Annotated in this window: 13 protein-coding genes; 11 read left to right on the plus strand and 2 right to left on the minus strand. The window is 52.0% G+C overall.

The window, feature by feature from the left end:
* The first annotated feature begins 73 nt into the window (after positions 1–73).
* The 7 genes from folD to H8K47_RS12295 all read left to right on the plus strand — a co-directional run bounded on the left by folD (position 74) and on the right by H8K47_RS12295 (position 7403).
* Positions 74–919 (plus strand): bifunctional methylenetetrahydrofolate dehydrogenase/methenyltetrahydrofolate cyclohydrolase FolD, encoded by an 846-nt coding sequence (folD, locus tag H8K47_RS12265; protein ID WP_186881702.1) that lies wholly within the window; start codon positions 74–76, stop codon positions 917–919.
* Positions 920–921: 2 nt separating this feature from the next.
* Positions 922–2988, plus strand: a complete 2067-nt coding sequence (locus tag H8K47_RS12270; protein WP_186881703.1) for a M3 family metallopeptidase — start codon at positions 922–924, stop codon at positions 2986–2988.
* A gap of 21 nt (positions 2989–3009) precedes the next feature.
* Positions 3010–3630: a glutaredoxin family protein gene (locus tag H8K47_RS12275; protein WP_186881704.1), complete on the plus strand. Its 621-nt coding sequence runs from the start codon at positions 3010–3012 to the stop codon at positions 3628–3630.
* Between the two features lie 3 nt (positions 3631–3633).
* Positions 3634–4050: a DNA polymerase III subunit chi gene (locus H8K47_RS12280; RefSeq protein ID WP_186881705.1), complete on the plus strand. Its 417-nt coding sequence runs from the start codon at positions 3634–3636 to the stop codon at positions 4048–4050.
* Position 4051: 1 nt separating this feature from the next.
* Positions 4052–4438, plus strand: a complete 387-nt coding sequence (locus H8K47_RS12285) for a hypothetical protein (RefSeq protein ID WP_186881706.1) — start codon at positions 4052–4054, stop codon at positions 4436–4438.
* Between the two features lie 83 nt (positions 4439–4521).
* Entirely contained in the window at positions 4522–5784 is a 1263-nt protein-coding gene (locus tag H8K47_RS12290) for a D-amino acid dehydrogenase (RefSeq protein WP_186881707.1), read from the plus strand.
* A 473-nt stretch (positions 5785–6257) separates the two neighbouring features.
* Complete coding sequence (locus H8K47_RS12295) at positions 6258–7403, plus strand: branched-chain amino acid ABC transporter substrate-binding protein (protein ID WP_186881708.1); 1146 nt, start codon at positions 6258–6260, stop codon at positions 7401–7403.
* A 92-nt stretch (positions 7404–7495) separates the two neighbouring features.
* On the opposite strand, the gene H8K47_RS12300 is transcribed toward H8K47_RS12295, so the two are convergent.
* The gene (locus tag H8K47_RS12300; RefSeq protein ID WP_186881709.1) at positions 7496–7804 is read right to left on the minus strand and encodes a c-type cytochrome; all 309 of its coding nucleotides are present in this window, start codon (positions 7802–7804) and stop codon (positions 7496–7498) included.
* A 155-nt stretch (positions 7805–7959) separates the two neighbouring features.
* Here H8K47_RS12300 and H8K47_RS12305 point away from each other — a divergent pair, with 155 nt between their 5' ends.
* The 3 genes from H8K47_RS12305 (at position 7960) to lgt (ending at position 10026) form a co-directional block, all read left to right on the plus strand.
* Complete coding sequence (locus H8K47_RS12305) at positions 7960–8193, plus strand: TIGR04438 family Trp-rich protein (protein ID WP_186881710.1); 234 nt, start codon at positions 7960–7962, stop codon at positions 8191–8193.
* Between the two features lie 47 nt (positions 8194–8240).
* A complete protein-coding gene (locus H8K47_RS12310; protein ID WP_186881711.1) occupies positions 8241–9146 on the plus strand; it encodes a LysR family transcriptional regulator in 906 nt (301 codons plus the stop codon).
* Positions 9147–9216: 70 nt separating this feature from the next.
* Complete coding sequence (lgt, locus tag H8K47_RS12315; RefSeq protein WP_186881712.1) at positions 9217–10026, plus strand: prolipoprotein diacylglyceryl transferase; 810 nt, start codon at positions 9217–9219, stop codon at positions 10024–10026.
* A 77-nt stretch (positions 10027–10103) separates the two neighbouring features.
* Here the strand turns inward: lgt and H8K47_RS12320 are convergent, their stop codons facing one another.
* A complete protein-coding gene (locus H8K47_RS12320) occupies positions 10104–11525 on the minus strand; it encodes an IgA Peptidase M64 (RefSeq protein WP_230405200.1) in 1422 nt (473 codons plus the stop codon).
* A 340-nt stretch (positions 11526–11865) separates the two neighbouring features.
* Between H8K47_RS12320 and H8K47_RS12325 the strand changes: the two genes are divergently transcribed.
* Positions 11866–13932: a M13 family metallopeptidase gene (locus H8K47_RS12325; protein WP_186881713.1), complete on the plus strand. Its 2067-nt coding sequence runs from the start codon at positions 11866–11868 to the stop codon at positions 13930–13932.
* The last annotated feature ends 394 nt before the right edge of the window (positions 13933–14326 follow it).

The raw sequence follows: 14326 nt of genomic DNA on the forward strand, positions 1-14326 counted from the left end.
GCGCCAGTCCATGCGTTATAGCCGGGCTGCATCCTTTATAATCACGCTTTGACCTAGCTCTCTACCCACCATCATGACCGCCCAAATCATCAACGGAACCGAACTCTCCCAACAAATCCGCGCCGACGTCAAACAACGCGCCGCCGCCCTGAGTGCCAAAGGCCAGCAACCTGGTCTGGCCGTCATACTGGTTGGCGACAATCCCGCCTCCCAGGTGTATGTACGCAACAAAGTCAAAGCCTGCGAGGATTGCGGCTTTTACTCTGTCTTGGAAAAATACGAAGGCAATCTGAGCGAAGCTGAATTGCTGGCGCATATCTCACGCCTGAATCAGGATCCAAAAATTCACGGCATCCTGGTACAACTGCCTTTACCTGCGCATATCGATGCCAATAAAGTCATCGAAGCGATCGCCGCTGAAAAAGACGTCGATGGCTTCCATATCAGTAACGCCGGTTTGCTGATGACCGGCCAGCCGCTGTTCCGCCCATGCACACCGTATGGCGTGATGAAAATGCTGGAATCGATTGACTATCCGGTACGCGGCGCCAATGCTGTCGTGGTCGGTGCTTCCAATATCGTCGGCAAACCGCAAGCTATGTTGCTCTTGCAAGCCGGCGCGACCGTCACCATCTGTAATTCCAAGACCCGTGATCTGGGCGCGCACACCCGCAACGCCGACATCCTGGTCGTCGCCACTGGCAAACGTAATCTGGTCACTGCCAACATGATTAAGCCAGGCGCAGTCGTGATCGACGTCGGCATGAACCGCGATGATGAAGGCAAGCTGTGTGGTGACGTCGATTACCTGCCAAGTAAAGAAGTTGCGGGCTACATCACGCCGGTACCGGGTGGCGTGGGTCCGATGACCATCACGATGTTACTGGTGAATACTATCGAAGCTGCAGAAAGAATGTAAATATGAAAGAAGCCTATCCATTGCTGGACCAGAGTGATCTGACCCGTTTTCAAGATATCCGTGCCGAACAGGTAACGCCGTCAATTGCCGAATTGCTGAACCAGGCGCGCGCAGTCGTGGCACGTCTGAGCAGCGCAAGCGAGGCGCCGGACTGGGAACATTTCGTCCAGCCTTTGGAAGAGGCGACTGAAAAACTCGGACGCGCCTGGAGCGTGGTCGGCCATCTGAATGCCGTTGCTGACACACCCGACATGCGTGCAGCCTACAACGACAATCAGGCCGCGGTGACTGAATTCTGGACCGAACTCGGCCAGAATCTGGCACTGTTTGAGCGCTATAAAGCCTTGCAGGCAAGTCCGGATTTTTCATCTTATTCACAGGCACGCAAAACCATCGTCGAACATGCGATCCGCGATTTCCGTCTGAGTGGCGCTGAATTAGCGGACGACAAAAAGCAGCGTTATGCGGACATTCAGGAACAGCAAGCCGCACTGACTACCCGTTTTTCTGAAAACGTACTCGATGCCACCAATGATTTTGGCTTGTGGGTGGACACGGAACAAGAACTCAGCGGTTTGCCGCAGGATGTGATTCATGCCGCTAAAGCGGCGGCAGAAAAAGACGGTAAGCCCGGCTATAAATTCACGCTGCATTTCCCATCTTATTATCCCCTGCTGCAATATGCAGAAAACCGCAGCCTGCGCGAACAGATTTATCGTGCCAATGCGACCAAAGCCTCAGAACTGGGTGCAAATCCTGACTGGGATAACAGCGCCATCATGCGTGAATTACTGGCCTTGCGGCGTGAAGAAGCGCAGCTACTCGGCTATGCGCATTTTGCTGAAGTGTCGCTGGTCAGCAAAATGGCAGACTCACCGGCACAAGTAATCAGCTTCCTCGAAGATCTGGCACAACGTGCGCGTCCCTATGCAGAACAGGATTTGCAAGAGCTGCGTCAGTTCGCCAGCGAACAATGCGGCCTGAATGAACTGCAGGCATGGGACGTTGCCTTCGTCTCTGAAAAACTGCGTGAACAACGCTATGCGTTTTCTGAGCAGGAAGTCAAACAATACTTTCCTGAACATAAAGTCGTGGCCGGTTTATTCCGTGTCATCCAAACCCTGTTCTCAGTCTCGATTTTGCCGGATCATGCCCCCAGCTGGCACCCGGATGTCAAATTCTTCCGCATAGAAAAAGATGGGCAATTACTGGGACAATTTTACCTCGACCTGTATGCACGCTCCGGCAAGCGTGGTGGCGCATGGATGGATGATGCGCGCGGCCGCCGTCGCATCGGTGAACACATACAAACGCCAGTGGCGTATCTGGTCTGTAACTTCTCAGAACCGCTCAGTATCCATGGCGTGACGCGTCCAGCCTTGTTTACCCATGATGAAGTGATTACCCTGTTCCATGAATTCGGTCACGGTCTGCATCATATGCTGACTCAGGTTGACGATTTATCGGTATCCGGCATTTCCGGTGTGGAGTGGGATGCGGTTGAGCTGCCATCGCAGTTCATGGAGAATTTCTGCTGGGAGTGGGACGTGTTGCAGGAAATGACTGCGCACATCGATACAGGTGAGACGCTGCCACGCGCGCTGTACGACAAAATGATTGCGGCCAAAAACTTCCAGTCCGGCTTACAAACCCTGCGCCAGGTGGAATTTGCACTGATGGATATGCGTCTGCACAGTGAGTTCGATCCGACAGATAACAGCACCAGCATACAGGATGTGGTGGATGCAGTGCGCCAGCAAGTTGCAGTACTGATGCCGCCGGCCTTCAATCGTATGCAGCATTCCTTCAGCCATATTTTTGCCGGTGGCTATGCGGCTGGCTATTACAGTTATAAATGGGCAGAAGTCTTATCTGCCGACGCCTATGCCGCCTTTGAAGAAAGCGCTGCACAGGAAGGCAGCAGTCTGTCGGCTGCGACCGGTGAACGCTTCCGGCGCGAAATTCTGGAAGTTGGCGGCTCGCGCCCAGCCTTAGCGTCTTTTCAGGCTTTCCGCGGCAGAGCGCCTGCCATCGATGCTTTATTACGCCATAGCGGCATGGCAGCCTGATTTCAGCAAATGGAGAAAGCAATGCCTACTTTGCCTCAAACATTCCGCCCTGCCCTGCTGGCTTGCGCGATGTTGTTATGTGCCGCGCAAGCGCAGGCGCAGTTGTATAAGACAGTGGGGCCGGACGGTAAAATTACCTATTCAGACACACCGCCGGCCGCCAATCAAAAGCTGCTGGAAACCCGCAGCCTGAATCCTGCGGCCGAAAGTAATCGCTTTCCGTATGAGCTGTCACTGGCCGTGAGTAAAAACCCGGTCACGATTTATACCGGTAACAACTGCGCTCCGTGCAACGAGGGCAAAGCCTTCTTGAAATCAGCAGGCATCCCATTCGCTGAAAAAACGGTGAAAACCAAAGAGGACAGCGACAAGCTGCAACAAGTCAGCGGTGATACGCAGCTGCCCTACTTGCAAGTGGGTAGCCGCAGTCTGCATGGCTACAATACCGAAGACTGGAAAAGCGCACTCAGCAGTGCCGGTTATCCGTCCAGTAATATGCTGCCTGGCGACTACCGCTATCCCGCAGCAGAAAGTGCTGCGCCCGTCACAGCTACCGCAAACAAGGCGGCAGAACCCGCAGCAAAGAAAAAGAAGCAGCCTGAGCCTGTGAAAAAAGAAGCCGACAATGGATTCCGGTTCTGAACAATGAAGATAGACTTTCACAGCAATGTCGCCGACAAACTGAATTACACCTGCCGCCTGATACGCAAAGCCTATAACGCTGGCGCCAGGCTGGTGGTGTTCGATAGCGATACCAGCCAGCTACGTCAGCTGGATGAGGCACTATGGACATTGACCGAAGCGGAGTTTTTGCCGCATGTAGGCATGGATCATGCCATGGCCAGCCTCACTCCCATCATTTTCAGCGCAGGCAGGCTCAATGACAGCCCTCATTTTGATTTGCTGATCAATCTGAGCACCAGTGTGCCTGAACATTATCAACAATTTGGCCGTATGATAGAAATCGTCAGTCAGGAACAGGCAGCGACCCTGGCTGGACGCGAACGCTATCGCTATTATCAACAGCAGGGGCACAGCCTCAGCCATTATCCCGCTAAATAACATGAGCAATCTGATTGATGCCAACATTCCGGTTCTGACTGAGGTCATTTTGCCCGATGAAAAAATCAGCACGATACCGCCTGTCACCGAAACAGCGCCAGCCTTAACACAGGACTTGGCCGCGGTCAGCGAACCGGCTGTTGAAAGCCTGCCGCAGCAAGACTGGCAAGAGCTGGAACAGAATGTCAAAGAAGCCGTGCTCAAACAAGTATTGACGCGTGTGGATTTTGTCCTTGAGCATCGGGTCAGGGACGGGCTGGCCGATGTGTTACAAACGGCTGTCGATAAACTGGCAGATGAAATCCGTGCCGGCCTGTCAAAATCGCTGGAAGAACTGATTACGCGCTCAGTGAATCAGGAAATTTCCAAACTGCGTTCAGGTAAATAATGCGTGCAGCGCGCTGGCCGCAGCGCTGGAATCCATGCCCAGCCAAACCGGCAGGCTACCTGGCTTGGCGCCATGTCTGAAGCATGAAAGTGATCATCCTCGGCGCGGGTATTATAGGCACTTGCACTGCCTGGGTGCTGGCACGTCAGGGGCATGAGGTCACCGTCGTCGAACGGCAGCCCGCAGTGGCACTGGAAACCAGCTTTGCCAATGGTGGTCAGATCTCCGTTTCGCATGCCGAACCCTGGGCCAATCCCGCTGCGCCCGGCATTCTGTTACGTTCACTGGGCAAAGAAGATGCCCCACTGTTGTTCCGTCTGCACGCCGACTGGCAGCAATGGCGCTGGGCGCTGGCATTTCTGCGTGAATGCAGCCCACACAGAACCAGACAGAATTTGCGTCAGATCGTCGCATTGGCTGACTACAGCCGGCGTTGTCTGGTACAACTGCGCGCAGAAACCGGTATTGTCTACGATGATTTACAGCGCGGCATCCTGCATTTTTATACCGATGAACAGGAATTCACACGCGCCCAGCGCGTTGCTGCGCAAATGCGTGAACTCGGCTGCGAACGCCAGACGCTGACGCGTGAACAGGTGTTGCACACCGAACCCGCACTGTATCCGCTTGCACAGCAATTGGTAGGTGGTGATTACACAGCCAGCGATGAATCCGGCGATATACAGCTATTCGCACGTCAGTTGGCGGAACAAGCCAGTGCTCTGGGTGTACGGTTCTTATTTCAGAGCGAAATTTGCCGCCTGATCCCCGATGCAAAAACAGGACAACAACTCAGCGCCATAGAAATCATTGACCCGCAAGGGCAACACCAACAATTGACGGCTGACGCGTATGTCATGGCGTTGGGCAGCTATTCAGCTGCTTTACTAAGACCGCTAGGTATACGTCTGTCGATTTTTCCCGCCAAGGGCTATTCGGCGACATTCACAGTGACGAATCCCCAGGCTGCGCCTCAGGTCTCGCTGACGGATGATGCACACAAACTGGTGTTTTCGCGTCTGGGCCCAAGACTGCGCGTGGCCGGCACCTGCGAGATTAATGATTACAGCCGTGCCCTGAATCCAGTGCGCTGCGAAGCGCTGCGTCGTCGTACCCGCGAGTTGTTTCCTGATGCCTGTGATTATGAACAAGCCCATTTCTGGGCTGGATTACGCCCGCTGACACCGTCCAACCGCCCCTATATCGGCGCCAGTCAAATGCCGAATCTGTATCTGAACACCGGCCATGGCAGTCTGGGCTGGACCATGGCTGCCGGATCAGCGTATGCATTGGCAGACATCATGGCAGGACGCCGCCCTGACGTCGATTTTCTGTTTTCAACCTGAAGCAAACTGACGGCAATCAAAATGCTGTCCTCTGACAGGCCTGTCACCCATCATTGTCCACTGACAATCAGCAAACTGGGTATCCAAGCATCGTTGTTGCAACGCATCAAAATAGTGCAAAAATTGGCGGTCCTCCAAATGCGCGATAACGGTATCAAGCACCCTGTCTGCCGACGTGGATTTCTCGAGCCCGTATGCTGCAGCGCACATTTTTTTATCTTCTCTGTGCGATTTATTTTTATACCCTGGACCGGACTGGCTGCCCAAGAAAAAAACACGCGCATTTTACGAACAATTTTGGTGCAAATCCTCCCAAAAAACCGGCATATAAAAAATGCTGCTTAGCTGGAAAAACCGCACAAAATAGCTTTGAGAAATAAAATTTCTGTTGTACCTTTTGTCTATTCAGTTTTCTGAATAAGTTGGTTAGCAGTATTGTTGTCCTACTTAAAATAAACCTTAGGAGTATGTTCATGTCGTTCAAAACTAAAATGATTCCACTGGCTGGCGCAATCGCTTTCGCTTTCGCTGGTTCTGCGGCAGCTCAGGAAATGGTAGTAAAAATCGGTCACGTAGGTCCCGTGTCCGGTGCAATCGCCCACTTGGGTAAAGACAATGAAAACGGCGCCAAAATGGCGATCGAAGAGTTGAACGCAAAAGGCGTGACTATCGGCGGCAAAAAAGTAAAATTCGAATTGCTGGCTGAAGATGATGCAGGCGATCCTAAACAAGGTACAACGGTTGCGCAAAAACTGGTTGACGCGAAAGTCAACGGCGTGATCGGCCATCTGAATTCCGGTACAACTATTCCTGCTTCTAAAATCTATAACGATGCAGGCATTCCTCAGATCTCCCCTTCCGCAACAGCTGTTCCTTACACCAACCAGGGTTTCAAAGGCGCGTTCCGCGTAGTAGCGAATGACGGTCAGCTGGGTGGCACTTTAGGCCGTTACGCAGTACAGATTTCCAAAGCGAAGAAAATCGCTGTGATCGACGACAAAACTGCGTATGGTGAAGGCGTCGCTAAAGAATTTATGAAAGGCGCAAAAGGTAAAGGCGCAGAAATCGTGGTGCAGGAACATACAACTGACAAGTCCAATGACTTTGCAGCGATCCTGACCACCATCAAAGCAAAACAGCCTGACCTGATTTTCTTCGGTGGTATGGATGCGGTTGCCGGTCCTATGCTGCGTCAGATGAAAGCACTGGGCGTGAATGCGAAATTCATGGGCGGTGACGGTATCTGTACCGCAGATCTGGTCAAACTGGCTGGCGATGGTATCGGTGAAGGCCAGGTCGTTTGCGCGGAAGCCGGCGGTGTTCTGGACGCACAGAAAAAAATCAATGAAGACTGGAAAGCCGCATACAAGAAAAAATTTGGCGTAGAAGTTCAGATCTATGCACCGTATGTGTACGACGCAGTCATGACCATGGTAGAAGCAATGAAGCAGGCTAACTCTGCTGAACCTGCAAAATACCTGCCTGCGCTGAAAAAGATCAAATTCAAAGGTGTAACTGGCGATATCTCCTTTGACGACAAAGGCGACATCAAAGATGGTACACTGACTTTGTACACCTACAAAGGCGGCAAACGTGATCTGCTGACTGTGACTAAATAATCAGATACACACGTCAATAAAAACCCCGGCAGTGTTCGCACTGCCGGGGTTTTTATTTGAATCTCAGCAGCCGGAACTGGCCGCTACAGGCATTATTTCAATGCCAGGATCCATTTCACCAGCGTTTTCGCTTCGGCTTCATTGACTTGCGCATTCGCTGGCATAGGAATCGCGCCCCAGGTACCAGAACCACCCTTTAATACTTTTTGTACGAGCTTCGCTTCTGCCGTTTTATCACCCGCATATTTTTTTGCGACTTCTTTGTAAGCAGGGCCAACGACTTTCGCGTCTACGTTATGGCATGCCATACAGTTCTTTGCTTTTGCCAGATCGGCATTCGCCATCGCGGAACCAGATGCAAAAACAGCCATCAGTGCTGCTGCGTATACAGTTTTTTTCATTGCTCTCTCCAGGTTAAAAATGCGTGTTCATTTTAGCGGTATTTTCTTCAGTTAGAACAGAACTTGATAAAGTGTTGACCTGTTACAAATACCGCTTTACTCTTCATACATTATATTGACGGGTTTGCACTGCACTGACTAAAGGACAAGCGTTTATGCTGCTCATTATCCCCCTGGTTTTGTTACTAGTTTTAAAGTTAGCGGAAGTCTCGTTTTTTGCCAGCATGTCCTGGTGGTGGATCGTCGGACTCGCGGTGTTTGCATTTCTTTGGTTTGAATTTTTTGAACGTGTATTTGGACTGGATAAACGCCAGGACAGCGCGCATTATGAAAAAATAAAACAAGAACGCATCAAACGCACTTTCGATAAAAAGACGGGCCGCCAATAAGCCTGCCATCAAAAGCCGATGCAATCCATCGGCTTTTTTAAGTGCTCATGACCTCTCCAGACCACAAATTCCCCGAACTGCGACAACTACGCTATTTTCTGGCCGTCGCTGAAGAACTGCACTTTGGCCGTGCCGCGCAGCGCCTGCACATGACCCAGCCACCGCTGTCACAGGCCATACAGGCACTCGAGCAAACGCTGGGAGCCACCTTGTTTATCCGCAGCACACGCCAGATCAGCCTGACGGCGGCTGGAAATGCGCTGATTCCGGAAGCGCAGAAGCTACTGCAGCAGGCGCAGCATCTGCCTGAACTGATGCAAGGCTATGCCACCGGCACTCTAGGCAAGCTGACTCTGGCCTTCGTATCGATTGCCGACTACAGTGTGCTGCCCCCTCTGCTCAGGCAATACCGGACGCAATCGCCCGGAATACGGATAGCGTTGTGTGAAGCAACGACGGATATCCAGCTGCAGGCGCTGGAAGCGGGTGAAATTGATGCGGGATTTTTGATTCCGCCGCTGCCTGAACATCTGCAAACGGATCTACATTACCGAAAAATTCTCAATGAGGCGCTGATCCTCGCCGCACCCGAGCAGTTGCTGCCACCAGGGCCGGTGCAACTGGCACAATGTGCGGGTCAGGAAATCATCCTGTTCCCGCGTCGTATCGCACCGGCTTTACATGACGCGATACTCAGCTGTTTTGCACAGGCTGGCCTCACGCCGGTGATAGGACAAGAGGCGATACAGATGCAAACCATCGTCGGGCTGGTTTCTGCTGGCATGGGAATCGCACTTGTGCCACAATCCGTCGCGAACTTAAAGCGGCCCGGTGTGGTCTACCATACCTTGCTGGACGACGTGCCACAAGTGGAAATCGGTATCGCCTGGCGTAAAGATAATCACTCAGCCGCGCTGGCCGCTTTTTTGCAGTTATCCCTGAGCTTTGCCTGACACGGCTGAGGCCTGTTTGCGTCATTACGGGTGTTAACCCTTATCTTCACACTAAAACTGATTAGTCATTATGTTGATTCATCCAAATCCTGATCCGGTTGCATTTGCACTGGGCCCACTGAAAATTCACTGGTATGGCCTGATGTATCTGGTCGCCTTCACTCAATTTGTCCTGCTGGGTCGATATCGCCTGCGGCTGCCGCACGTCGCGGCTAAAGGCTGGACCCGCGAGCATATCGATGACATGCTGTTTTACGGCGTACTCGGCGTCGTGCTTGGCGGCAGGCTGGGTGAAGTGCTGTTTTACGGCCTGCCGTATTATCTGGAACATCCGCTGGAAATTCTGATGGTCTGGAAAGGGGGGATGTCTTTCCACGGTGGTTTTCTGGGCGTACTGATTGCGATGGCCCTCTGGGCGCGCCGCGCCAATATGCATCTGGCCGATGTGTATGATTTCATCGCACCGCTGGTACCGCTGGGTTACGCGGCTGGCCGTATCGGGAACTTCATCAATCACGAATTACCTGGTCGTCTGGCCAGCCCCGATCTGCCATGGGCCATGATCTGGCCAGGACAGGCATTGCCGGTGCATCCTTCACCGATTTACCAGGCGCTGGTCGACGGCGTGCTGGTGTTCTTCATCCTGTGGTGGTTCGCCAGTAAAGCAAGGCCACGTCTGGCAGTTGGCTCGCTATATGTCATTCTGTATGGCTGCACACGCTTCCTGACTGAATACTTCCGTACCCCGGACTACGAGGTCAATGTGCTGGGGCTCACCATTTCAGCCGGACAAATGCTGTCCTTCCCTATGATCATCGTCGGTGGTGTCTTAATGCTGCTGGCCTATCGTAACACAAGGCCCATCAGCAAATCAGCCTAAGCAGAACCTGATAAAAAAGCCCGGATTTACATACTTCCGGGCTTTTTTTGTGCATGCTGATCATCTCTTAAGGCGACTCAGGGTTTGGCCGGTACGTAAAGGTCTATCATAGCCGCCACCGCATCGCGACAAACTGCACAGAACTTCTCGCTGCGATCAAACATAATGCATTGCATTTCAGGACGGTAGTAACCGGTCGATTCATAGTTCGCACCTTCAAATGCGCCTATCGTATGGCGGTGTGGTGCGCTATTGAGTAACTGAGTCGATCTGGCCAGGTCGGTTTTAAACAAGACATTCATTTCAGCTTCAGGCCGGTCGGCAGCGCGCAATTCAGCACGTTTTTTCTGATAAGCGCGCGAAGCCTCGTCATACACCTGCTTAGGCCACGGCGTTGGCAGCGGTGTGGATGCTTTCAGATACTGCTTCCACTTGAGTTGCGCCGGGTCTTTCATCGCAGTCACGTTCGGCTCCCAGGGTTCATTGCGCTGACCGGTACTCTGATAAGCGACTGGCGAGGTATAGTATTCATCGGCCAGACCCGCGAAATGATGGCCAAATTCATGCACAAACAGGTAATTCGACCAGTCACTGCTGGCCGCTGCAGTACTGAACTGACCAAAAATCCCACCACCGCCATAGGTCTGGTTATTGACCAGAATTTCGATAAATTCATACGGCGCATTTTGGGCGATGCTGCGCAAAGCCTGATTATCCAGCGTCAGAATATAACGTTCGCTACCAAACACATCATAACGCGCCCCCAAAGCCGAAGCGTGATACACGCCAGTTGATGGACGCGATACGCCACTTTCGGCGGTAGGTACAGCAATCGCCCAGATATTGAAATCGTTTTCATGCTCTTTAAATGGCGTGACGGTGAACAAATGCTTGGCCAGACGGCGTGCATCCGCTTCAAATTTTGCCATTTCCTGCTGGGTGTAACCATCACCCATAATCAGTAAATCCACCTTATCCGCCGACGCACCGCTGACATGGACAGGTATCGGTTTTAAGCCGCTGTCTGCTTGCTTTTTAATCACATCCTGGGCATCCGTATCAACATTCACGCTCCATACCGGCACGAAGTGATTGCTGTCATCGCGTTTGAGTACACTGACGGTGACTGGTTTTTCAGGTTTAGGGAAGCGCAGGGATTCCTGAAAACTGCGTTTGAGTTTCGCCGCTTCATCGGTACTCTGCCATTCACCAAAAATGGTGGAGAAACCGCGTGAGTACAGCAATTCACCGCTGACGGCATCGCGTACCTCGAATTTATTGACACCGCGATTGGTCTGATCGATGCGCTTATCCAGATTGCCCGGCCATGGCAAAGGCTCGATGAGGACACGCTCTATCGCATACTGTTCCGACTTGGCGTCTCCACTATGCTGATAATCGACCCGCACCGTCGCCGGTGCAGATGCTGCCCACGCACTACTGATGGCAGCGGTGCTCAGGCAAGCTGCCAGGCGCATTAATTGGAAAAATTTTTTCATAAATACTCACAAAAAAAAGAGGAATCCTTTGCTGCATACTTATCGATTTTGGCAACAATTTCATTCGTAGCAGAGGCAAACTTCGCTAAACAAAAATGATATAGCAGGATTTCGGAACATTGCATTGTAGCGCCATGCCTTACCGTAGATGTACACAGAATCAGACATACGCAAAAAAATTTTCAATTTCTGTATTTAGTGCTGAACTTTTCATCGTTACACTGATTCCAAGCAGCCTGTTCTTTTGTTTTCTGTTGTCAGTGCCAATCGCTGCGCCACACAATGAACCACATAAGGCGCGGCTAGCTGAACAGCCACTCATTTTTTTAAGGATATTCTTATGCGTCTTACCTTGCTGAGTCTTGCACTCGCTTCTGCATTTCACGCACTGCCTGCCAGCGCCGCTCCGGCGAATAATGCACCGGCTGCTGCAACGAAACAGGCTGCACCGCAATCCGGCATCGATCTGCAATGGATAGACAGCAGCGTCCGGCCTCAGGATGATTTTTTCAAATTCATGTCGGGTAAATGGCTGGCCACGGCAGATATTCCGGCTGACCGTGCACGCTTCGGCTCTTTCGATCAGTTGCGCGATCTGTCTGAGCAAAGCTCGCATGCGATTATCACTGCGCTGGCTGCGGACAAACATCTGAAAGCCGGCAGCAATGAACAAAAAATCGCCGATCTGTATAACAGCTTCATGAATGAAGCACGTGCCGACAAACTGGATATACAACCACTCAAATCGATCTTCAGCCAGATCGATAAAGTCAGCCGTAAAGAAGATTTACCAGCGCTGATCGCACAACTGGCACACCTGGGCGTGTCTTTGCCTGTGCAGTCCGGTGTGGCGCAGGATGCGCGAGAATCCGCCAAATACGCGGTGTACATCAGCCAGGGTGGTCTGGGCTTACCGGATCGTGATTACTACCTGAAGGACGACGACGCCAAGCTCAAGGGCTTCCGTGATGCGTATCTGAAGCACATAGAAAAGATGCTCTCTATGAGCGGCGAAAAAGACGCTGCCCAGTCAGCGGCATCGATACTCGCGCTGGAAACCGCGATCGCAAAAATTCAATGGACTAAGGTGGAAAACCGCAATCCGGTCAAAACCTATAACAAAGTCGAAGTCAGCAAACTGACTGAGCTGATGCCAGGCTTTAACTGGACACGCTATTTTGAAGGTACAGGTGTAGGCAACAAAGTCGATTACGTGATCGTACGCCATCCGAGTTTCTTTACTGCGCTGTCTAAAGTACAGGAAGACACAGCGCTGGACACGTGGAAGACGTATTACAAATGGAAGGTGCTGAGCAGCTACGCGCACCTGCTGTCTAAGCGCTTTGTCGATGAAGATTTCGCGTTTTCCAGCGTGACGCTGCGCGGCATTCCTGAAAATCAGCCGCGCTGGAAACGTGGCGTTGCGCGCGTGGAAGAAAGTCTGTCTGAAGCCCTGGGCAAAATCTATGTGGAAAAACACTTCCCGCCTGAGAACAAGGCGCGCATGGAAAAACTGGTCGCCAATCTGATCGAGGCTTACCGTCAAAGCATAGAAACTCTGGAATGGATGAGCCCTGAAACCAAGAAAGAAGCGCTCACCAAACTGTCTAAGTTCACCCCTAAGATAGGTTACCCGGATGTCTGGCGTGATTACAGCAAGCTGAACATCAAAAAAGATGATCTGGTGGGGAATGTGATACGTGGTCGTGAACATGGCTATCAGCGTCAGCTCGCGAAACTGGGGCAGCCGGTAGACCGTAAAGAATGGGGCATGAGCCCGCAAACCGTGAATGCGTATTACAACTCGCGTCAGAATGAAATCGTGTTCCCGGCTGCTATCCTGCAACCGCCTTTCTTCAATCCGGCAGCGGATGATGCGGTCAATTACGGTGGTATCGGCGCGGTAATCGGCCATGAAATCAGCCATGGTTTCGATGACTCCGGTAGCCAGTCTGACGGTGACGGCAATCTGCGCGACTGGTGGAGCAAAGAGGATAAAGCTAACTTCGGCAAACTGACTACAGCCATGATCGCGCAATACAATGCCTACAGCCCGCTGCCTGGTTACAACGTGAATGGTGCGCTGACGCTGGGTGAAAACATTGCCGATAATTCCGGCCTGTCCATCGCCTATAAAGCCTATCTGATTTCGCTGGGCGGCAAACCTGCGCCAGTGATTGATGGCTATAGCGGCGAACAACGCCTGTTCATGGGCTGGGCACAAGTCTGGCGCGGTAAAGCACGTGATGCAGAGGCGATCCGCCTGCTCAATACCGATCCGCATTCACCGGCTTCGGTTCGTGGCAATGCACCGCTGACCAACATCCCCGGCTTCTATTCCGCGTTCGGTGTGAAAGAAGGCGATAAGATGTACGTCGCACCGGAAAAACGCATCACCATCTGGTAATCAGCATGTGCTGCTGAATGCAGTAGCATTGAGTAAAACAGACCAAACAGCCACTTCAAAAAATGAAGTGGCTGTTTTTTTACTTGACGAGCTGCAAGCTCAGCATATACAGTCAGGCTTATGAACTCTCACACCCATCATGTCGCCACACGCAATCAGTGCACCGCAGCCCAGACTGCCGGGCGCCAGGCCGCATCGATGCTAACACCAGTACTACCGCTAAGGCTAACAGCTCTATCCTCGCTACATCTGCAACAGCCAGGCTGATTCCTAATCAGCAGCACGCAATACACACAATACTTAGTACAACGATGTCCCTGGTAAAACAGGACATCAGGCTCCACCCAAACACCAAACTGATCATTTCATGATGCGTAGCGTAAGCATACTTTGC

This window comes from Cognatundibacterium rugosum (assembly GCF_014284365.1).
In the GTDB taxonomy this organism is placed as follows: Bacteria; Pseudomonadota; Gammaproteobacteria; order Burkholderiales; family Burkholderiaceae_D; genus Undibacterium; species Undibacterium rugosum.

Coding starts and splice junctions, on each gene's coding strand:
- folD (WP_186881702.1), top strand. CDS start 74: ATGACCGCCCAAATCATCAACGGAACCGAACTCTCCCAACAAATCCGC.
- H8K47_RS12270 (WP_186881703.1), top strand. CDS start 922: ATGAAAGAAGCCTATCCATTGCTGGACCAGAGTGATCTGACCCGTTTT.
- H8K47_RS12275 (WP_186881704.1), top strand. CDS start 3,010: ATGCCTACTTTGCCTCAAACATTCCGCCCTGCCCTGCTGGCTTGCGCG.
- H8K47_RS12280 (WP_186881705.1), top strand. CDS start 3,634: ATGAAGATAGACTTTCACAGCAATGTCGCCGACAAACTGAATTACACC.
- H8K47_RS12285 (WP_186881706.1), top strand. CDS start 4,052: ATGAGCAATCTGATTGATGCCAACATTCCGGTTCTGACTGAGGTCATT.
- H8K47_RS12290 (WP_186881707.1), top strand. CDS start 4,522: ATGAAAGTGATCATCCTCGGCGCGGGTATTATAGGCACTTGCACTGCC.
- H8K47_RS12295 (WP_186881708.1), top strand. CDS start 6,258: ATGTCGTTCAAAACTAAAATGATTCCACTGGCTGGCGCAATCGCTTTC.
- H8K47_RS12300 (WP_186881709.1), bottom strand. CDS start 7,804: ATGAAAAAAACTGTATACGCAGCAGCACTGATGGCTGTTTTTGCATCT.
- H8K47_RS12305 (WP_186881710.1), top strand. CDS start 7,960: ATGCTGCTCATTATCCCCCTGGTTTTGTTACTAGTTTTAAAGTTAGCG.
- H8K47_RS12310 (WP_186881711.1), top strand. CDS start 8,241: ATGACCTCTCCAGACCACAAATTCCCCGAACTGCGACAACTACGCTAT.
- lgt (WP_186881712.1), top strand. CDS start 9,217: ATGTTGATTCATCCAAATCCTGATCCGGTTGCATTTGCACTGGGCCCA.
- H8K47_RS12320 (WP_230405200.1), bottom strand. CDS start 11,525: ATGAAAAAATTTTTCCAATTAATGCGCCTGGCAGCTTGCCTGAGCACC.
- H8K47_RS12325 (WP_186881713.1), top strand. CDS start 11,866: ATGCGTCTTACCTTGCTGAGTCTTGCACTCGCTTCTGCATTTCACGCA.